Source organism: Larkinella rosea, from assembly GCF_003858635.1.
GTDB classification, from domain to species: Bacteria; Bacteroidota; Bacteroidia; order Cytophagales; family Spirosomataceae; genus Larkinella; species Larkinella rosea.
This window is the reverse complement of sequence record NZ_RQJO01000007.1, coordinates 396,283-417,336: the sequence shown is the minus strand read 5'-3', so window position 1 is coordinate 417,336 and position 21,054 is coordinate 396,283. Positions and strand designations below refer to the sequence as shown.

Below are 21,054 nucleotides of genomic sequence, written 5' to 3'. Positions count from 1 at the left end.
CAGCAACTTTCCGCGAAGTAAATCTATAAGCCGGATTCTGTTTCCCGTCAAATTGCCGAAACAACTTTTCCGGGTTCTTATCATTTATCTCGATTCCGAATCACTCCGGAACTCTATCGATCTACCCGCATCGGCATCATTCCGAATTGCTTCGAAATTACAGGAACGAGTCGCCCCTATTCCGGTGCTTATTTGATCTTTCAGCCCATAAGGTTTTCCGTGCCCCGTCTGTCGCCAGCCGGGCGGTAGGCTCTTACCCCACCTTTTCACCCTTACCGCAGTGAATTTTGAATCAAAACCCAGCTACGGCGGTATATTTTCTGTGGCACTTTCTGTCAACTGATCCGCAACGCCGGGCGTTGCCCATCACCTGCCTTCCCGTTAGGAAGTATGGTACTCTATGCTGTCCGGACTTTCCTCCCCGGTTCGTTAAACCGTTCCGGAGCGATAAGCCAATTTACTCCGCGTTGGTTGCCATTCCGTGAATACCGCAAATCTATAAATACTTAGGTTCTTTAAAAACCTGGTATCGAAAAACTGCAAATTTTTCGAGCCTATTGCCAAAAAAAAGGCACAAAACCCGCCATAACTATAATCCTTCGACCTTTAAATTGATTTTACCGGTCGCATATACGACCGCCAGCAGTGACTCCTGTGTCAAGTAAACCTGATCGGGCGAAACTTGTTCAAGTTTCCCGTTGATAATAACTCCCTTGGTTATTTGATTGTTCGTTAATCGGGCCTGAAGCGACTTTCTGGCTTCGTCGATCTGGTTTCCCACCGGAATCGTCAGCTGTTTTTCCAATGTTCGTGCAAAGCTACCCTGTAATAACCAACTCGCGGTTTTATACAGAATATTTTTTGTATCCAGATCATAATGCAGGTCACGCAGCGAAATCGTCCGGGCTTGGGCGTCGTAAAAGGGCTGCCCCCGTAAATAAATCGCTCCGTTGATACTGCCTTCCAGGGTTGCTTTGATGATCAGGTTGTTGTTCTGCCCGTACAAATCAATCTCCCGAATGGTTATCTTGTACCGACCGTCACGAAACTCATAGGATTGCCCCACAAACTCGTTTGAAACCACTTTAGTGGCTTCGGCGTAACTGGCTTCACTCAGCAAACCAATGCGAAACTGGTCGGGTATTTCTTTTGAGACGATTAATTCCGGAATAGTAACGGCAGGTTTGACGTCGGGTTTGGCGCCGGTTTGGGTCAGCGTATAGCCTTCGATCCCGATCGTGGACCGGATTGCCCCTTTCTCGAACTGAAACGGAGTGATCAAAATTCGTTTGGGAACGACCAGCAGCCAGGTGCGATATTTCTCCGAAACCAGATACGGTTGACGAATGGTATTCCAGGCATTCAGAACCGGTGTTCGCAGGTCAATTTCCTTCCGAACCTGATCGTCGAGTGCTTTCGTAATCTTTCCCAGATTTTTGTCGATAAGCCGCCCCACAATGCTCGTCACCGGAACATCGAAACCGGCGATCCGGACGGCGGGTTTCTTCACCCATTCGTACCCTTCCGATGTGGTTTGGGTGCTGGCGGTCCAGTTTTTATCGATGGAAAACCGGGTAGCAAATTTAAGGTCCAGTTCGAATTCCGTTTCCTGGTATTTTGTAAAACCCAGCACGGTCATCCCGGCTTTAGCCCAGATTTTTAGCGGAACCTTGAAGTGAAAGAGACTATCCTGGGCCGACACCAGAATGGGCGCGCGCTTCCAGACTTTGGTCATAAACTGATCGTCGTCGTTGTCGGTCAGGCTGTTGTCTTCGTAAATCAGGCCATTGACCTGACTATTGATCTGCCGCTCGACGTCCGTCAGCGCAATGGATACCGGAATGTTTACAGTCGATAAAAACTTGTCGTTCTGTACCTCCATTTTGGTTACCGAATAGGCCGCTTTCGGTGCCTTCGGATTTGTCGTCGCGGTGTGTTTGCAAGCCTGTACTGCCAGAAAAATCAGCAGGATGCTCAGGAATCGGGTCAATGTAGTAAAAATAATTTTATTTAATCTTAACCTTCGTGGCTCCATAGCCAAATTTTTCCTTTTGAGCGTCTTCAAAATAGGCAACACCGGGATATTTGCCCAGTCGCCGGTGTAATTCATTCCGCAGAACCCCATTGCCAACACCGTGAATGAACGTAATATCGTCCATGCCGCTGGCAATCGCATTTTCCAGGTTTTTCTCAAACGCCTGCAACTGCACCTCCAGCAACTCGGCATTCGTACGGCTGCCAAAACCGGTCGGCAGCAATTTGGTGATGTGTAAATCGATGATGGACGACGGGCGTTCCAGCGACGCCGGTTCTTTTTTATCAGTCAGTCCAAGCAAACTATCGCGCAGTGCTGCGGCATCGACCGGTTTTTCAACGTTTTTTTTCAGTTTCGGCGTCTCCTGCTGAACGGGTTCTTCCAGGTCGAGTTGAAAAACGTGACCGGTCTGGTTCACAACCGGAATCAACCCAATATGGCTCTGAAAAGTTTGCGCCCGACACTTGAGACGCTTGATCAACGGTTCCCGCAAGGTCGACGCTCCCCGACGGTGCCAAAGCCCCTGAATCAGAAACGTCGGCCAGTTTTCAAAGGTCGCCAGGGAATACTGCTGCACGAGTTTATGAAACGAACGCGCTTTCAACACGTCCGAATGCAGCCCGATGTAGCGGTTTTCCCGTTCTTCACCGATGGTAAACGGCAATTCCCAATCTGTATTATTAACCAGATAGAGATCAGCGTCTTTCGCGTTATTCCGCTCCGTTTGAGGAACAAATGCCAGGTAAATCCCGGCATTTGCAATGATTTCGGGTTTGGTCGATTTCTGGGCTTCCAGTGTTGGTTCGGCCTGAAACCGCTTGGCTTCCATCGCCGAAACCACTACAATCTCCGACCGCAGAACCGGAATCCGGAAACCGTCTTCGATTTCAATTTCTACCTGATTACCGGGTAAGAAGCGCGTCACGACACCCTGCTCCTTCGCCCTTACCATCCTTACTTTATCACCAATGTTCATGCTGCGTACCCAAGGACTTTGGTCCGTGAGTTTTATCAAAATTAACTTTACTGGCACGGACCCAACGTCCGTGGGTACGTTTTTTAAAAGTATAACGCATGAAAACGAAAACCGTTCCGACCGTTGTATTCGAGCGTCGGTGCGGGTATTTTCAGCGTGTTTAATAAAAAGAAAACCGTCTTCAGGGCTTTGTGCCGGGTTTTGATTCGGGTGAAATCGATATCCAGCGAGAGGTAGTACTGGCGGTAAGGCCGGTAACCGCGCTCGATGCTTTTGGGCGTTTCGGCCGCCACCATGTCCTGAATTCCGTAGCCCGCTGCTACATTCAGCCATCGCGGAAATTTCGAATCCCGACTTCCAAAAGCGGAGGGATTCACCGAAAGCCAGTACGTCTGACCGTTGTAATCTTTCAGCCAGCGGTCATGCCAGGTACTTCCCAACAATTCTTTCCGAACCTTGTACAGCGGAGTATTGTGGAACGAAAACTTCGGCTGAATCCGCAATTCACCCCAGGCCAGGTACTGGCTGGTATACAAGGCCGGACCGGCGATGTTGGCGGCCATATCGCCCACCGAAAAACCGTATTCCGGTGAAAACCCATCCAGAATCTCGATCGGCGTCTGAAAAATCAGCCCCGTAAGGCCGGCGTACAAGGCCGCTTTTTTATCCGACAAACCTGTCCAGCGATACGCCTGCGCCGAAATTCGGGCGATCTGATAAGCCGTCAGCATGTGACCAACCTTATCAATTTGCAGCCATTCGTGGTTGTCGTTAAAGAAATGAAAATTGGTCAGCGGGTTGTTGTACCAGGCTTTGCTCAGGCCGTAAATGGTGGTGCTGTAAACCACGGTTTCACCAATCAGTAACCCACGAAGCCGACACCGGTAACACGGTTCCGAGGTCCGGCGGGTAGTATCCTGGGTAAAACCGGTCAGTGCATTTAACAGGAACACACCGAGAAAACCGATTAATACCCCCCTTTTTATGCCGTTCCGATCCCGTTTTTTACGCTCTTTAATAGGCTCCATGATACTTCCGCAATCCCCACTCGACACTGATCAATACCACAATCAGGAAAAATAGCCAGCGTAAATTAATCAACTCATTCAACTCTTCATTGCTGCTCAGACGGCCCGGCGGTCGCTTTTTAACCAGATCATCAGCCAGCGAAGCCAGCGTTGAGGAATTATAGAAACGCCCTCCGGTTTGTTGCGCCAACTGCCGGAGCATCAGGTGATCGGCAGTGGTATTGATGGCTTCAAACTGCTGCTCCCGTACAATGAATTCGCCCGTAGCGGTTTCGGTTCGGCCATTGAGCGAAGCCGTCGCCCGAAATTTGTAAACACCGTCCGGCAAGCTACTCACCTCAAACCGGGAGTTGCTGGACGTTGGTGTGTAATTGAAACTGCGCGGAACGGCCCGTTCATTGGTAATTTCCAGCCGAATCGGCCGATCGAACAGTTTTTCGTAAATATCATTGTACATCTCGGTCTCGAACGTCACTTTTTCGCCCGCCAGAAATTCGTTGCGGACCGGATACACCCGCAGTTTCCGACGGTCTTCCTTGATCGAAACCAGTTGCATTACCTTCTGGAACAGTTCATCCACAACGGCCTGATTGTCAGTGATGGCGAATTCCTCCAACCGCCACTCCCACAAGCCTTCACCCGCCAGCACGGCGGCTTTTCGCTGCGACGAAATATTGATCGCCAGCAGCGGTTTGCTCGTCCGAACGCTGCCCACCTGCTGCCATAACACCACTTCGCTGCCCGGCGACAGTTTGAAATCGCCAAACGGCACCAAAACCGGCGGTAGTCGATCCAGCAACGTCAGCTTTTGGGCATCCAGATTGAGTTGACGAAAATCGGGATTAAACCGCCCCGTCACCTTATCGGTTTGCCCGCCACCGGCCGTTATCTGCAGAACTGGATTCAGCCCGTTGAACGATTGCAAACCGGACTGATTGCCCAGAATGAAGAGAACCGGGGTATTTTTCTGCAAGGCCTTTTGCACCACCGCAGCTCCGGCATTCATGTTGTCCGGCAACTGATGCAGAATAACCAGGTCATAGACTTTATCCGGAATGTCGGCAGTTCCTCCGTTCAGAATCCGGATATCCAGCTCGTAATTTTGATTTTTTTCGATGATACTGCGCAACGCCTTGATGTCCGGGTGCGGAGTCAGTGCCAGTAGCAGGATTTTTTCTTTTCCATCAATGATGTCGATGTACACATCCCGGCGGTTGTTGCGGGGCGTAAATTCTCCGCTCTGGGGCAACACCTCGATTACGTAGTGTTGCATGCCTTTTTGGTTGGAAAACGTCTGAAAAGTGAGTTGCTGAAACGTTTCCGGCCGGTTAAAATTGACGGTTTGCCGACTCAGCTCTTTTCCATTCTGCCGCAAAACCACCGTCCCATTTTTGCCCTGAAAACCGTAGCTAACCACGTCGGCCTGAATCGGGAACTGGTTGCCGAGGTACGCAATTTTATTGGCTACAGCATCTTTCAGCTGCACGTCCCGCTTCGGAATCGTATCGCCCAGGCCCACAGTATTCAGCGCAAAATTATAGCGCCCAAACGTTGGCGAAAGCCCCTGATTAGCGATTCCATCCGAGATCAGCACCACATCAGTCAGGTTGCGGCCTTCGTAGGCGTTTCGAATGCCGCCCAGCATGTTCGACAAATCCGTCGTGCGCTGGTTAAACGGGATGGCTTTCAGATCACCGGTGATCAGACTGTCGCCCAGCGTTTGCACCGCCACCTCGACCTCTTCACTCGTCAGCCGTTCGCGAAGCTTTTCAGCGGCTTCCAGCGCCCGGTCAACCTGCGCCCGTCCGCCCGCCGTCATCGACTCCGAATTATCAATTGCCAGAACGACTTTTGGCTTCTCCGTTATGGTTTGCGTACTGCGAATCAGTGGATTAAGTAACAGAAAACACACCACACTGACCACCAGAAACCGGAACGCAGCCAGTGAGAGATTCATCCGCTGGCTCCACCCGGAATTTCGCTGGTACAACGCAAACGCATAACCAGCTCCTACGACCAGACAGAGCAGCAACCACCAGGGAGACGACTGAAAATAAAGTTCGGAGCGCATGTTTTTTTGAATGATGAATTATGAACGATGGATTATGGATGAAAGCGCGTTCCCGGGAAACCGGAAAATCAACCAATTCATAATTCATCATTCATAATTTAGGTTAGCATTCCTCCGTCCACCTGCAGCACCTGACCGGTGATGTAGCGGGACAGATCGGAAGCCAGGAACAGGGCGCAGTCGGCAACTTCTTCCGGTTGACCACCGCGTTTAAGCGGGATCGACTGCTTCCATTCTTCCAGAGCTTTTTCGTTGATTTCGTCGGTCATTTCGGTTTCGATAAAACCGGGGGCAATGGCATTTGAACGAATGTTACGTGAGCCCAGTTCCAGCGCGACCGATTTGGTAAAGCCAATAATACCCGCTTTGGAAGCGGCATAATTGGCCTGCCCCGCGTTGCCGCGCAGACCGACGACCGAGGTCAGGTTGATGATCGAGCCTTTTTTCGCTTTCATCATCGGTTTGATCACGGCTTTGGTCAGGTTAAAGACCGACTTTAGATTAACGTTGATAACGACATCCCATTGTTCTTCGCTCATCCGCATCAGCAGACCGTCGCGGGTAATGCCGGCATTGTTGACAACCGCATCAATGGTGCCAAAATCGGCCACAATCTGGTTGGCCAGTTCTTCGGCGGCTTTAAAGTCCGAAGCATCCGACCGGTAGCCTTTTACTTTGACACCGTAGGCCGACAATTCGGATTCCAGGGCCTGTCCTTTTTCGATGCTCGACAGGTACGTAAAAGCGATGTTGGCACCCTCCTGGGCAAAACGGGTGGCAATGGCCCGACCGATGCCTCGGGATGCTCCGGTAATCAATGCAACTTTTCCTTGCAGTAAACTCATGGAATAAATGTGAGTAACGAGGGTTTGAAAGATTGGCCGCAAAAATAGTAGTATATATTCGATCATCCGACTACTTTTGCCCGAAACGTTGCAAGAGTTGTCTGACTTTTTTCCGAACCCACCTTTGATCACTCATGACAAGATTTGCATTTATCTGTTTGATTGTCGGTTTCAGTCAGCAGTGTATCGCCCAGAAAATTCACGCCCACAACGACTACGAAAAACCGGAACCGCTGACAGCGGCCATTCGCAACCAGGCTGGATCGATTGAAGCCGATGTCTACCTCGTTGATGGTAAGTTAATGGTTGCTCACGATAAATCCCAAATAAAGCCCGGTCGGACGCTGGATTCTTTGTATCTAAAACCCATTGCGATGCTTTTTGGACAGAACAAAAACCGTCAGGCAACCAGTGGCACCATTAGCAAAGACCGGAAATACTCCTTTCAGCTGATCATCGACATGAAGGACAACGGCGTGGAAGGAATCAGGGAACTGGAAAAAGCAATTGCACCCTACCGCACCTGTTTCGACCGCACCATGAACCCGGCAGCCGTTCAGCTGGTGATCAGCGGAAACCGTCCGCCCGTCCCCAACTGGGTTGATTATCCAACCTATATTCAGTTCGACGGTCGTCCCAGCGAACTCTACGACGACGAAACCATTAAACACGTCGCCCTGATCAGTGATTCGTTTCAAAACTATTCGCGCTGGAACGGCGAAGGCGAAATGCCCGATAAAGACCGGGAAACCCTGAAGCGGTTTATCAAACGAGCGCATAACGACAATAAACCGATCCGGTTCTGGGCGGCTCCCGACAACCCTAATGCGTGGAAGCAACTGGCAAAAGCGGGCGTTGATTTTATCAACACGGATAAGGTGGAAGAATGCGCCAAAGCGTTGAAATAAAACCGCATGGATCAGGCCTTCGCCCGTTTGTAGACTTCTTCGCCAGGATTTGTAAATCGCTTATCCACCCTCTTATTCCCAAGCTCAGGGAAAGAAGCAATTTCATTCACCGGTTAACCGGAGGAATGACCTCAGTTGCTTTTCTAAGTTCTTCGCTGTCGGCCCAGACTACCGACTGGCTCCTGCCCCAATTCGGTGCCAACAACTCCGCACGCGTTTGGCAAGGTGTTAAAATCCTATTATTGTACGCACTTAACCGGCGCGTTAGGCAGTACATACCGTGACTATAGAGGGTGTTCCAGCTACCAGCGAGGACGTTGATTTCGGAGCCTACAAAATTGAAAACGGTCAGTTTATTCCCTCGTCTGCCCCTGATTTTGGGATGAAATTGCTGGAAACGACTTAACGTTTAAAATATCTAAAATTACAACCTGCAAGGTTTGGACGACCCGTTTAGGCGACCCCAACTTTAAGACCTTTCAGGTGGAGACGGCGACCGAATCGAAACCCAACAAGTTAACCCAAACGATCTCCCTCCGGTTTTCGGGGACGGTTTCTTTATTTAACAGCAAGGCGTGACAGGGGCAACTAATTAAACACGTACTGAATTGTAAAACGTGGCTGTAAACTTGCGGTGACTCCGCCATTCCAGGAATTCACGTTGGACTCTTTGGGATAAAAGTTTCGGCCAATGTAAATGCTGCCTAACGTTGCCTCAAGAATAAAATCCTCACCCAGTAGGTAAGCTAAACCGGTACTGGCCGACAAAGTAGCTTTCTGAATGTTGTTTTTTGAATTGTTCCCCTTGTTCTTATTCTGACCAGTCAGGAAGTCGATGTCACCCGCAATGAATGGACGAAGTCGGTTGCCCGAAATGTACTTTTTTAAATACGGGTTGATCCCGTACGCAAAGCTTGAAGACGCGTTATTTGAAGAAAATTGAAAGGGTATAGAAATTCCTAATAATAGATTCTTTTTAATAAACCAACCCGCCGAGGGATTTATGGCAAATGATTTCGTATGCTCGTCATCCACGCCAGGGCGGTTTGTTTGAAAACCTATTGTACCGAACCTAAAGCTACCGCCTATGACCCAGCTCCCCTTTGCCGTTTGGGGTGCTTCATATGATTCGGAAGAACCAATTGAATTTTCGCCAGTAAGTATTACTAATCCAAGAGTAAACGAACTGAAAGACAGAGGTACCGCATTCGAATAAACAGCAGCTTCCACACCGATACGCCGGGTAAGATAATAATTGCCCCCAGCCTGAAAAGTGGGAATAATTGAAAAGTCAGTTTGTTTAGAATCGTTTTTGTCATCCTGGTAATCATAATTGGCTAATCCATAGCCCAACGACAATCCACCACTTAAAAAAAAACGCCATCGGTCTTTTCCCCAGTACCGCCGAACGAAACCGTCCAGATTGCCAAGATAATTCGTAGACCGATTGTATTGGGATTGATTCGTCGTTTTGGATTCGTTATACGTAATAGATTGCCCCACATACAGTCCAGCGCCAACCAACCAATTGTCTTTCACGAAAACACCCCTGCTGAATGTCAGCCCACTTTGCGACTCCCGATACAAAGTCGTCATTTGAGTCTGATCTGTTTTATTGGACACAAAATTAAACGTTGCAACCCCCGTCCAGATTCCCTGGCCTTTTTGCGTTTGTGTGTAGCCAAATGCGGGTAGTATAATGAGTATTGCTAAAAGGAAAAGCTTTTTCATGGTATTGGAATTGTTGAAAGCGAAAAGATAAACCAAATCACCGACATATGTAAGAAGCAGTAAGGTTAAAAATATTTAATCGAGAAAAACCACTTATTCAATCTGGCCTACCTGTTATTCCCTTTTACCGACACGTTATCAATTTATTATTTCCGCACTTGGGTCGCCCGCTTATTTTTGATCATCGCATACAATCACATGGCCATGAAACCACACCGCATCTCAACGTTTAAGAACCCGACAGAAGCTGAGAATTTTCTGGAAGAATGGAACCGGCAGATTGAAACGCTGAACGGTTTTTCCTACGAGCGGCTTACCATTTCGACGTCCTTCGGCAACACCCGGATCTGGGCGGCCAACACCCACCTGACGGATGCCAAAACCATCGTCTTCTTTCCGGGTGCCCGGACGTGCGGTTTGTTCTGGGACATGGACAATGCTCTGAAACCGTTCCGTGAGAACCACCGGTTTTACATTGTGGATGTAAACGGTCAGCCCGGTCTGAGCGCCGGGACCTGCCCCCGACTGAAATCCTCCGACTACGGGGTGTGGGCAACTGAACTCCTGGACGGCCTGGGTTTGAAAAAGACGACCATTGTGGGTGCTTCCCTTGGTGGTCTGATTTGTTTGAAATTGTGTCTGGAATCTCCCCGGCGCGTCAAAAAAGCCATTTTGTTGAACCCGGCGGGTATTCAATCGTTTTCAACCTCGATTTCCAATCTCTATTATAATTTGCTGCCCATTGTGTGGCCGACTTTGAGCAATCTGAATAAATTTCTCAACAAAGCCATCCTTTGTCCTCCTCACCACGCGGTGCCGACGCCTTACCGGAATCTGCTCTGTGAATATTTGCTGTATGCGCTGTTCAATCACAAGTTCCGGGGGGATTATCCGGCACCGCTGGAAAAGGAGGAATTACACCGGCTGACCACCGAAATCTATCTGATTCTGGGGGAGAAAGACCTGCTTTTTCCGCCCGATGAAACCATTCGGCTGGCTGAAGAACACATTCTGACGTTACAAGGCAGCCAGATTCTTCCCAATACTTCCCACGGGATTGAAACGTCCAAAGAAGCACTGGAGTTAGTTTGGCACACGATCAACAAATCCGTGTGTTACGCGTACTGATCGGTCAAAAGACGTATTGAAGCGTAAAAGCGGGCGAGGTTGTCAATTGCAAACCTTGAAGCCGCAGGCCGTTTTTCAATAGATTATTCTGTGTCTGCTTGCTGACGTTCAGGTTAAGCAAATTAGCTTCGACAATAAAATTTTTACCCAACAAATAAGCGAGTCCGCCGTTCAGTGTACCTCCGGCGGTATGATTCACCTTCTCCCGCTCAAAAGGATCTTGTTTAAACGAGTTCGATGCGTAGGTAAAGGTGGCCCCAACGTAGGGACGCAGACGCGTGTTCGATAGATAAGCCCGCAAATAGGGTGCAAAGCCTAAACTGGTTTCTGTCGTGGTATTCGTGCCGATGTTTTTACTCCAGGTAATGGGTATTGAAATACCGACCAGGAAGTTATTGGCGACGAAAAAACCAACCGCCGGTGCGGCAATTAAACTTTGGGCTTCAAAACTTCGGTGGTTCACCTCTTCCGTCCGCCCTGAGAAAACAATACTTGCGCCGACCGTAAACCGCCCCGCCCGCGCCTGAGAACCTACGGTCGGCGGGGTAAACGACTGAATTTCCCGTTCAGAGCGCGTCCGGCCGGTCATGTAAATCAACCCGGCGGTTAAACCGCTGAAGGTAAAGGGAAAGATGGTACTGTTGGTCGAAACTTCCATCCCCCAGCGCCCATCCAGAAAATAAACACCACCGATTTGGGTAAAGGGAGAAACCGAGTAGGTTTTTGTCCGGTTTTCGCTCCTCATGCTCGTACTGGCCTCGAAGACCTCCTGTTTGTATTGATCGAGACTGCCTCCGATGCCTCCACCCGCGTAAATCCGCCAGTTATTAGCACCCCAGTATTTCCGGATGAAAGCCGACGCTCCACCCCGCCTGTATTCCTGGTTCAGCGGAATCGTGCTCATGTTCACCTGTTTGTAATACGAACCATTAACCGCTAATCCAACAAACCAGTTGTTCTGAATAAAAACCCCGTGGTTGACCGAAAAATTAAGTTGGGGGCTGCGTCGGGTGTAACCGTTGGGGTATTCGCCGGCCAATTGTGTGGTGTTAAGTTGCAGATTTCCGCTCCAAAGAGCGCGACCCGGCTCAGTCTGGGCAAACGTGAGGTGAGCGACGAGGCAACCGAAGAGGAAAGGTGCTATTTTCATACCGTGTTGAGTTATGAAAATAAACTAGCAATAATAATACCGGTTCACTTTTCCAACGACGATCAATTGCGTTTCTCACGAACTTCAAAAAAAATAGGCTGAACTTTCGTCCAGCCTATTCGAAATCGTAACTTAATGTATCAAAATAATCTTATTCGGTTACCGGTTCCTGCTTCTTAACCGTGATGACCAGGTTTTCGCCGTTATCGTCATAGTCAGCCAGAATCACATCCCCTTCCTTCAGATCACCCTTCAAAATTTCTTCCGCGACGGGATCTTCCAGGTATTTCTGAATGGCCCGACTCAACGGACGAGCGCCATATTGGGGATCGTATCCCTTATCGGAAAGGAAATCTTTGGCTTTATCGGTCAGCTCAACTTTGTAACCCAGACTGGTTACGCGGCCCAACAGTTTGCCCAGCATCAGGTCGATGATCTTGTGAATGTCTTCACGTTGCAGCGAGTTAAACACGATCACATCGTCCAACCGGTTCAGAAATTCCGGCGAGAAAGCTTTCCGCAGCGCATTCTGAATCGTGCTCTTCATGATCTCATCCTGGTTTTCCGACTTGCCACGCGTGGCAAAACCGATACCCGAACCGAAATCTTTCAGGTCACGAACCCCGATGTTGGAGGTCATGATAATGATGGTGTTCCGGAAGTCGACCCGGCGGCCCAAACCGTCCGTCAGAATACCATCGTCGAGCACCTGCAACAGAATGTTGAACACATCCGGGTGGGCTTTTTCGATTTCATCCAACAGCACGACCGAATATGGTTTCCGGCGAATTTTTTCCGTCAACTGACCACCTTCTTCGTAACCCACATAACCCGGAGGAGCTCCAACCAGACGGCTTACGCTGAATTTCTCCATGTACTCCGACATATCGATGCGCACCAGGGCGTCGTCTTTGTCGAAGAGGTAGGAAGCGAGCACTTTCGCCAACTCGGTTTTACCAACCCCGGTCGGCCCGAGGAAGATGAACGAACCGATCGGTTTTTTCGGATCTTTCAACCCGACGCGCGTCCGCTGAATGGCTTTCACCAGTTTTTGAACCGCCTTATCCTGACCAATCACGCGACCGGTCAATTGTTCGGACATGTTCAGCAGTTTGGCGCCTTCGTTGGTGGCTACCCGGCTGGTTGGAATACCGGTCATCATGGCGACGACTTCGGCCACGTTTTCTTCGGAAACCGTATACCGTTTTTTCTTGGTTTCTTCTTCCCAGGCCAGTTTAGCGCGGTCCAGTTGATCGATCAGGCGTTTTTCCTTATCGCGCAGCTGGGCGGCTTCTTCGTATTTCTGGCTTTTCACCACCTGGTTTTTCTCCTTCTTGATGTTCTCGATGCTGTCTTCCAGCCGCAGAATATCTTCAGGAACCGAGATGTTGGAGATGTGTACGCGGGCACCTACTTCGTCGAGCACGTCGATGGCTTTGTCGGGCAAAAACCGGTCGGAAATATACCGTTCCGACAGTTTGACAGCCGCTTCAACCGCTTCCTGCGTGTAGTTGACGTGGTGGTGATCTTCGTACTTATCTTTGATGTTGTTCAGGATTTCGATGGTTTCTTCTACCGAGGTAGCATCGACCATGACGACCTGGAACCGGCGGGCTAACGCGCCGTCTTTCTCGATATACTGGCGGTATTCGTCCAGTGTCGTAGCCCCAATACATTGGATGTCGCCCCGGGCCAATGCCGGTTTGAACATATTGGAAGCGTCGAGTGATCCCGAAGCGCCACCGGCACCAACGATCGTGTGCAGCTCATCGATGAACAGGATCACTTCCGGTGATTTTTCCAGCTCGTTCATCACGGCTTTCATGCGTTCTTCAAACTGACCGCGGTATTTGGTACCGGCCACTAACGAAGCCAGGTCCAGCGTAACCACGCGTTTGCCAAACAGCACCCGCGATACTTTTTTCTGAACGATGCGCAACGCCAGCCCTTCCGCGATGGCGGTTTTACCGACACCCGGTTCGCCAATCAGAATCGGATTGTTCTTTTTCCGGCGGCTCAGGATCTGGGCAACGCGTTCGATTTCTTTTTCACGGCCAACGATTGGGTCCAGTTTGCCCAATTCAGCCAGTTTGGTTAGGTCACGTCCGAAGTTATCCAAAACCGGCGTTCTCGACTTCTCGGACCCTTTCGGATCTTTGCCCGAACCGGAGCTGCTGCTACCGAACATGCCGCGGTCGTTGTCGTCGTCGTCCGTTTCGGGGCCCATGTGCGGACGTGTACCGGAGGATTGATATTCCAGCATTTCCTTTATCACCTCGTAGTTGACATTAAATTTGTTCAGAATCTGGGTTGCCACATTGTCTTCATCGCGCAGAATCGACAGGAGCAGGTGCTCCGTTCCAATCAACGGACTCTTGAAAATCTTGGCCTCCAGGTACGTAATTTTGAGTACTTTTTCAGACTGGCGGGTGAGTGGTATATTGGCCAGATTTTTGACGTTGTTGGTTGCGGTTCCTTTGGTCGCCTGCTCGATTGTCACGCGGAGTTCGTCCAGAGAAATGCCCAATTTTTTCAATAACCCAACGGCTACCCCTTCGCCTTCCCGAATCATACCCAGCAGCAGGTGCTCTGTACCTATGTAATCATGACCCAGACGCAGGGCTTCCTCTCTGCTGAGCGAGATAACTTCTTTAACTCGGTTCGAAAATTTAGCTTCCATTCGCTTAGGGTTGTATTAATTGCGTCTTACTCGTACTAACGAAAAAATTTTCGGTATTGTTCACTGCTTGAATGACTGCTTTAAAACGTCGGGGGCAAGCGTTCCCTGGCAGAAAATCAAATCCAGAATGCTTAAATCCGACACAAATACATTGCCAAAGTTCTGCTGATACGAAACGGGTTGGTAAAACCTGCCATTTTGTGTAGTTGCCCGTTCGACAACAAGCGTGTGCGCATCCAGAATTCCTACAGACGGCTGTTTCTCAAAGACTTCGGTCAAAAGAAGCTGTTTTTTCCAACCGAGCCATTTCAGACATAATGTCAGCAGTTCGAGATTCAGGTCAAACAGGTAGCTCCATTTCTTTCGAAAAACCGCTTCCAGTTCATCAGCATAAAACTCGAAAAAAGGAGCTTTGCTGTAGGCCGACACCAGACATCGCCAGTGACGATCGGGCCAGGCCTGCCGGTCATCAATCCGTACCTCACGAATCGATTGCTTGTGCGTACCGTTGCGTACCGGAACCGTTAGCCGGTCGATGCCGTTTGCCGTCAGGACATAACACCGATTTCTGTAACTTTGCTTTCCATAATGCTCGGCTGCTTCCAGCCAAACGGTATCGAAGGGTAAGAGTGCGGTGAAATAGGTCAGGCTGGGCAAATAATGTAACTCGATCCGTATGCCCTGACTTTCTTGATCAACGTGGTACTTTTCCAATATACGCGACGCATTATTAGTACCAAATAAATGAATTTCGCATTGAACAAGCAAACGGTTTTGCAAAATTTTAATTTGTCGGCATAGATTTGCGGTTCGGACTACCAAATTTCCAATGACGCTCTCTTTTTTTCGCTTTCTTTCCAAACTGCCAATTGCCGTCCTGTACGTCTTTTCTGACGTTTTGTACTTTTTGTTAGCTTACCTTATCCGCTATCGAAAACACGTCATTGATACCAATTTAAAACGCTCATTCCCCGACAAATCGGATACCGAGCGCCAACTTATCGCCAAAAAATTTTACCGGAATTTTGCCGATGTACTGATTGAGACGTTTAAGTTACCGGGATTGTCACCCGATGAGCTGAAAAACCGGGTAACCTTTACCAACCAAGAACTTGTTCAGGAAAAACTCGCGCAGGGACAGGCGGTTTTGATCATGGCATCCCACCAGTGCAACTGGGAATGGGCGCCCTCGGCTTCGGTCGTCAATGGCATGCCCGCCGATGCGGTTTACAAAAAACTGACGAATGAAGTTTCGGAGGAGTTGGTATACTACATCCGGTCGAACTTTGGGGCCAAACCGGTCCCAATGAAGCAGCTTCTGCGCGAGATGGTCACCCGCCGGAAAGAGCCCCGACTGATTGCCCTCGTCGCCGACCAGATTCCCGACCAGCCCGAATACGGGTACTGGACGACCTTCCTGCATCAGGAAACGCCTTTCTATCCGGGAACGGAACGACTCGCCCGAAGTTTTAATCTGCCGGTTTTTTACATCGAAATGAAGCGCACGCGCCGGGGATACTATTCTCTGACCTTTTCCCCAATTGCCGAACCGCCCTATGCCAACCTGACCGATGGCGAAATTCTGAATCGCTACCGCGACCTGCTCGAGAAAACCATCGAAAAAGCCCCTTCCGACTGGCTCTGGTCGCACAAACGCTGGAAGCACAAGCGGGACAAGTACGTGAAGACGCAGGTGAAGTTTTAAAAAAAATCGCGGAGTTAAGCGAAGCGGTAATTTTCTCTGCTTAACTCCGCGAAATAACCTTCTTTTAACTACTTATTGATACTGAATATACAGCGGTTTGGGCTCCAGCGACAGGACTTCCGCCGGTTCCATCAGGTGCGGAACTTTGTGGTTCGAGCGGTGATCGACTTTCTTTAAATCATTGTAGTAAAACAACTTAAAACCCGTGTACTGGACCGGTTCTTTCACGATGTAATCCCGATACGAATCGATTTTCAGCGAAGGCGGGCCCCAGCCGTCCATGTCCATCACGATCGCTACCCGTGGATCGAGTTTAATATTTTTGTAGTTGGTCACCATCCGTTGCGTAAACCGGTGTACCACCAGCACTTTCGGTGGAAGATTGTTTTCTTTGACAATCCGGCTTAGAAACTGCACGGCGTCATTGATATCGGCGGCATCGTAGGTACCGATTTTGGTTCCCGGACGAGCGCCGGTTTTCATCGAAAACTCCGGATCAATGCCGAGGTGAACGTATGGCAGTTTCAGGTATTTTTCAAGATAAGCCAGTTCCCCTTTCAGATCGGCCAGACCCACCTGGATATCCAGAAAAACGATGGCACCATGCTGGGCACCCCAGCTCATCACTTTGCGAATCGTTTTGTCGCTCATCCGCAACCGGTAATTTCCGTCTTTCTGGGGCGTTCCCTGCGCCGAGATCGCTACGAGATGAAGTGCTTTCTGAATGGGCTTCGAGGGATCGGCTTTCTGCCATTTCGCAGCTTCCGCATCCAGCCGACGCAGCATCTCTTTCCGGGGGTATTCGCCCAACGCACCCATTTTTTTGGAGTGCGGATTGCCGTAATACGCCAGAATCCGGTGTTTGGGAAGCAGCGTGTCGGGCAGGGTGCCCGCAAATTGGAGGGTATCGGCTTTCAGCGGATCGGTTTCGACCACGGTGTCGGCCGGTGCGGTTTGAACCGGCGTTTCTTTCTGAACCGAATCTTTGGCCGGAGCAGCCGCGGCAACACTGTCGGTTTTGGTTTGTTCTCCGCTGCCTGTACCGGACGAGCAGCTGGACAATGCGTTAAATTGAATGAATAAAGACGTAAATGCAACCATTTTCCATGCCGTCCGGCATGACATACCCCCTCCGTTTACCACTGTATTTTGATTAGAATGTGAATAGTTTGAAGTACCTGCGGACCGCCGGGCGGTGTAGGTACGTTTTCCCAAAAATAGAAACTCTGCTGTAAATCGAAACAGGAATTTTGAAAAAATGAGTAAGCAATTTTGGAAGTCGCTGAAAAAACCGCTTAATCTTCCAACAGGCCCAACCCCTGCCGGACAACATCGAAGTCATCCGTCGTTGCATCGATGATGGTCGAGGGAACATTTCCGCCCATACCGCCGTCAATGACGATGTCGACCAGGTGTTGAAACCGTTCAAAAATGATTTCCGGATCAGTTATATACGGCACGATGTCATCCTCGATGTCTTTGATCGTGGTGGTGATGATGGGATTGCCCAACAAGTTCACAATCTGGCGGGGAATGTTGTGATCGGGAATCCGGATGCCGACGGTTCGTTTGCTGGTGTGCAGAATTTTCGGAACCCGGTGACTCACATCCAGAATGAAGGTATAGGGCCCCGGCAGTAAACGCTTCATTAATTTAAACGCCTGATTGCCAACGCGGGCATAATCGGCAATGTGACTTAGATCGTGGCAGATGAACGAAAAGTCATTTTTTTGCGGTTTGATGCCTTTGATCCGGGCAATGCGCTCGATGGCGCGGGTATTGTGAATGTCGCAACCCAGTCCGTAAATCGTATCGGTCGGATAGATGATGACTCCCCCGTTGCGCAGGACGTCGACAACGTGACGGATTTTTCGCTCTTCGGGCGTATCGGGGTGAATCCGTAAGAACTCGGCTGACATACAATTCGATTGGTTTTCTGCTTAACAAAGCAGCGGCAATTTGGTTGCAAATTACCGCTTTCTTCCGTCCGCTTGAAAGAAGAAAGATCGAAGAATTCAGTCCGGAAAATTTATCAGACAACCATCCGCACCTCGCCCCGACTCATTTGCCGGTTTTGCTTCCATTGCGCATAATGCCGGTATAGGCCATTCACCGGCACCTGCCACTTGCAGAGTTGCAAAATGACCGTAGTCCGGAAATCCGGTTTTTCCATATACTCCAGCAATTCCCTGAACCGGAATGCCAAATCGAATTGCTCGGTATAAAAACATTGCCGGATAAACCAGCGGATGCGGCCCGCCAACGCCCGGTATTCTTCGGGAGACTGACATTGATCGAACGCTTTGTAACAGACCTTCAGGGTGGACGCAAGCAGCGTGCTGTGCCGTTCGCGGAATTGACCGGAAAGCGAATGCCGGACAATGCGCTTGCTCGTCAACACTTCGTCCTGATAATGGTACCGGTAATTACGCGCCGTTCGAACCCAAAAATCAAAATCTTCGTAACTCAGGGACTCGTCATAACCGCCCAAGCTTTCGAGCACATCCCTCCGCATCATCATGGTGGGCGTTGAAACAAAATACGTCGCCAGAATTTCCTTAAAAACCCAGCCCGACGGCACCTGGACGGTGGCCTCACCGGTTTGACCAATGGGATAATGATAGCCTATCAACCGTCCGTTTTCGTCGATATAAGCCGCATTACTGAACAAAACCGCATAATCGCCGGCCAGTCGTTCAAAACCGGTCACCTGCCGGGCAATCCGATCGGGATGCAATAAATCGTCGGCCGATAAATCAATAATGTAGCGTCCTTTGGCCCGTTTCAGGCCCTGATTGAACGCCCGGCAGTTGCCCACATTCTCCGCATTCCGAATTACCTGAATGTTGGGGTATTTCTGCTGCATTTCTTCCGCCCGGGCGGCCGATTGATCGCTGCTGTTGTTGTCAATCACAAGCAGTTCGACCATGGAATAAGTCTGATCCATGACCGACTGGATGGATGCGGTAATGAACCGCTCATGGTTGTAGCTGATGCAGATAACGGTTACCAGCGGTCGGATCGACGACAAATAATCAGCCAGCAAGCCGGGCGCTGCCCCGACGGGATTTTCAGTCATGATGGTGATGAAGGATTGGCATTTATCGGACAAAGAAATCAGCTCTCTTCATCAGGCAATAGTATGGATTATTCGAACGATAAATGATACATTTTTTATTGAACGGCGACGCATTCTAAAACCGGGAGCGGTATTGCGAAGAAAACCGAATAGTAAAAAAAGTCGGTTCTGGCACGGTTTTTATGCTGATTATCACCAAGAAACAGTCAGGGCTTTTGCCGAGAGCTTGGCCGCTGATTTTTTGGGTTAGGGTTATCGTAAATGCTCTCTAAGCGGTTTGGGGAGCATTTATTGTTTTATCGCCGGTCAGGGAAGTTTTATCTCCGCGTCTTTTGTAAAGCACGACGTTCATATCGAAGCCGATAATCAGTAACAAGCAGACCAGATTGATCCAGATCATCAGCACGATGAGCGTTCCGATGGAGCCATATAACTTGTTGTAGGAACCAAAATTGGAGACATAAAACGAAAAACCGTAGGTCGTCAACACAATCAGCACGGATGCCAGAATTCCCCCCGGATTGAAAAACTTCCACTGCTTGTCGATATCGGGGCCAAATTTGTAAATGACCGAAATGGCCGCCACGAAAACCGCAAAGACCACCAGGTAACGCCCCATGTTCAGCATCGTCGTTACGACGACATTATCCAGAATCCGGATGTGTTGCAGATAATCAGTGATAACGCCCCCCACCACCAGCACCGCAATGGCCAGAAACAGGGCAATCGCCAGCATGATCGTTAGCCCAAAGGCAATCAGACGGGTTTTGAAAAAACCGCGCCGGCCAATGGTGTGCGACGAGTTGAAGGCCATCATCAACGAAAGGATTCCGTTTGTTGCCGCATACAAAGCCAAAATAAAACCGAACGACAATACATTGCCCCGGGGGCGGCTGATGATGTCGTAAATCGTCGTTTTAACGGTATCGTACGTCGACGCGGGCAGTACCTGGGAGAAAAATTCCATGACCTGATCCTCGAGGTTCGGAATCGGAATCAGTGGAATGAGCGTGAACAGAAAAATAACCGACGGAAAAACCGCCAGAATGAGGCTGTATGCTGCCGAAGCGGCCCGTTCGCTGGTATCGTTGTCGGTTACCCGCGGGATGAAATGCCGGAGAAAATCAAACCAGTTTTGCGAAGAATCCAGTGCCTGGTGCTTTTGCAGATAAACTATTACGCGCTGGACGGTATTGAACCGCATCAATTTTTCCAACATGATACCGAATCGTTACAGGACGAAAATTTAAACCGCCGTTTCAAAAAAAGGTTTTAGTTTTTCGTTGAGTTCCGCGGGCGATTTGGTGAGTCGCCCCGTGGCAGCCTGCATAAAAACCAGGGTGGTTTCGCCGGTGTTCAGGTGCTCGCCATCCTGGTTGTAAATATCGTAATGAAAAACGATGCGTACACCCGGCCGCTCGGGAATCGTGACCCGAATGGTCAGCATGTCGTCGTAACGGGCTGGCCGCAAATACCGCGAGCGGTTTTCGTACACGGGCATCATTACCCCCGACGCTTCCATCTTCTTGTAATGAAACCCCAGACTCCGCAGGGCTTCCACCCGCCCGATTTCGTAATACCGGGCGTAATTTCCGTAATAAACATACCCCATCTGATCAGTGTCGGCATACCGAACGCGGATGGGCGGAACTTCGTAGCTAAACATTTTTCTAAAAGACAAGAGAGGTGAGACAAGAGAGTAAAGAAAAGAAAACCTG

The 21,054-nt window shown here is 49.7% G+C and carries 17 protein-coding genes and 1 other RNA gene; 3 read left to right on the top strand and 15 right to left on the bottom strand.

Going from position 1 to position 21,054, the window contains the following annotated elements; all coding sequences use genetic code 11:
- Positions 1-10: 10 nt before the first annotated feature.
- The 6 genes from rnpB to fabG all read right to left on the bottom strand — a co-directional run bounded on the left by rnpB (position 11) and on the right by fabG (position 6,955).
- Positions 11-464, bottom strand: an RNA gene (gene rnpB, locus EHT25_RS02010) — RNase P RNA component class A.
- Between the two features lie 125 nt (positions 465-589).
- The gene (locus EHT25_RS02005) at positions 590-1,990 is read right to left on the bottom strand and encodes a DUF4403 family protein (RefSeq protein ID WP_310588711.1); all 1,401 of its coding nucleotides are present in this window, start codon (positions 1,988-1,990) and stop codon (positions 590-592) included.
- A gap of 16 nt (positions 1,991-2,006) precedes the next feature.
- Positions 2,007-3,011: a Smr/MutS family protein gene (locus EHT25_RS02000; protein ID WP_124869867.1), complete on the bottom strand. Its 1,005-nt coding sequence runs from the start codon at positions 3,009-3,011 to the stop codon at positions 2,007-2,009.
- Between the two features lie 83 nt (positions 3,012-3,094).
- Positions 3,095-4,039, bottom strand: coding sequence for a DUF2279 domain-containing protein (locus tag EHT25_RS01995; protein WP_124869864.1), 945 nt, complete (start codon positions 4,037-4,039; stop codon positions 3,095-3,097).
- Entirely contained in the window at positions 4,026-6,110 is a 2,085-nt protein-coding gene (locus EHT25_RS01990; RefSeq protein ID WP_124869861.1) for a vWA domain-containing protein, read from the bottom strand. The genes EHT25_RS01995 and EHT25_RS01990 overlap by 14 nt, the downstream gene beginning before the upstream one ends.
- A gap of 98 nt (positions 6,111-6,208) precedes the next feature.
- Positions 6,209-6,955: a 3-oxoacyl-[acyl-carrier-protein] reductase gene (fabG, locus tag EHT25_RS01985; RefSeq protein WP_124869859.1), complete on the bottom strand. Its 747-nt coding sequence runs from the start codon at positions 6,953-6,955 to the stop codon at positions 6,209-6,211.
- Between the two features lie 134 nt (positions 6,956-7,089).
- On the opposite strand from fabG, the gene EHT25_RS01980 reads away from it, so the two are divergent.
- Entirely contained in the window at positions 7,090-7,863 is a 774-nt protein-coding gene (locus EHT25_RS01980) for a phosphatidylinositol-specific phospholipase C/glycerophosphodiester phosphodiesterase family protein (RefSeq protein ID WP_124869857.1), read from the top strand.
- A gap of 588 nt (positions 7,864-8,451) precedes the next feature.
- Here the strand turns inward: EHT25_RS01980 and EHT25_RS01970 are convergent.
- Positions 8,452-9,594, bottom strand: coding sequence for a hypothetical protein (locus EHT25_RS01970; RefSeq protein ID WP_124869854.1), 1,143 nt, complete (start codon positions 9,592-9,594; stop codon positions 8,452-8,454).
- Positions 9,595-9,798: 204 nt separating this feature from the next.
- Between EHT25_RS01970 and EHT25_RS01965 the strand changes: the two genes are divergently transcribed.
- Complete coding sequence (locus EHT25_RS01965) at positions 9,799-10,722, top strand: alpha/beta fold hydrolase (protein ID WP_185731255.1); 924 nt, start codon at positions 9,799-9,801, stop codon at positions 10,720-10,722.
- Between the two features lie 4 nt (positions 10,723-10,726).
- Here the strand turns inward: EHT25_RS01965 and EHT25_RS01960 are convergent, their stop codons facing one another.
- The 3 genes from EHT25_RS01960 to EHT25_RS01950 form a co-directional block, all read right to left on the bottom strand.
- The gene (locus EHT25_RS01960; RefSeq protein ID WP_124869849.1) at positions 10,727-11,872 is read right to left on the bottom strand and encodes a hypothetical protein; all 1,146 of its coding nucleotides are present in this window, start codon (positions 11,870-11,872) and stop codon (positions 10,727-10,729) included.
- A 151-nt stretch (positions 11,873-12,023) separates the two neighbouring features.
- Positions 12,024-14,552: an ATP-dependent Clp protease ATP-binding subunit gene (locus tag EHT25_RS01955; protein ID WP_124869846.1), complete on the bottom strand. Its 2,529-nt coding sequence runs from the start codon at positions 14,550-14,552 to the stop codon at positions 12,024-12,026.
- Positions 14,553-14,612: 60 nt separating this feature from the next.
- Entirely contained in the window at positions 14,613-15,266 is a 654-nt protein-coding gene (locus EHT25_RS01950; RefSeq protein WP_124869843.1) for a WbqC family protein, read from the bottom strand.
- Positions 15,267-15,381: 115 nt separating this feature from the next.
- Between EHT25_RS01950 and EHT25_RS01945 the strand changes: the two genes are divergently transcribed.
- Positions 15,382-16,257, top strand: coding sequence for a lysophospholipid acyltransferase family protein (locus tag EHT25_RS01945; RefSeq protein ID WP_124869840.1), 876 nt, complete (start codon positions 15,382-15,384; stop codon positions 16,255-16,257).
- A 72-nt stretch (positions 16,258-16,329) separates the two neighbouring features.
- Here the strand turns inward: EHT25_RS01945 and EHT25_RS01940 are convergent, their stop codons facing one another.
- The 5 genes from EHT25_RS01940 to EHT25_RS01920 form a co-directional block, all read right to left on the bottom strand.
- Positions 16,330-17,319, bottom strand: a complete 990-nt coding sequence (locus EHT25_RS01940; protein WP_229311405.1) for a hypothetical protein — start codon at positions 17,317-17,319, stop codon at positions 16,330-16,332.
- A gap of 233 nt (positions 17,320-17,552) precedes the next feature.
- Positions 17,553-18,176 carry an L-threonylcarbamoyladenylate synthase gene (locus EHT25_RS01935; protein WP_124869837.1) on the bottom strand — a complete coding sequence of 208 codons (624 nt, stop codon included), beginning with the start codon at positions 18,174-18,176 and terminating at the stop codon, positions 17,553-17,555.
- 113 nt (positions 18,177-18,289) lie between these two features.
- A complete protein-coding gene (locus EHT25_RS01930; RefSeq protein ID WP_124869834.1) occupies positions 18,290-19,336 on the bottom strand; it encodes a glycosyltransferase family 2 protein in 1,047 nt (348 codons plus the stop codon).
- A gap of 268 nt (positions 19,337-19,604) precedes the next feature.
- Positions 19,605-20,555, bottom strand: a complete 951-nt coding sequence (locus tag EHT25_RS01925) for a YihY/virulence factor BrkB family protein (protein WP_124869831.1) — start codon at positions 20,553-20,555, stop codon at positions 19,605-19,607.
- A gap of 27 nt (positions 20,556-20,582) precedes the next feature.
- Positions 20,583-21,002: an acyl-CoA thioesterase gene (locus EHT25_RS01920; RefSeq protein WP_124869828.1), complete on the bottom strand. Its 420-nt coding sequence runs from the start codon at positions 21,000-21,002 to the stop codon at positions 20,583-20,585.
- Positions 21,003-21,054 lie beyond the last annotated feature (52 nt).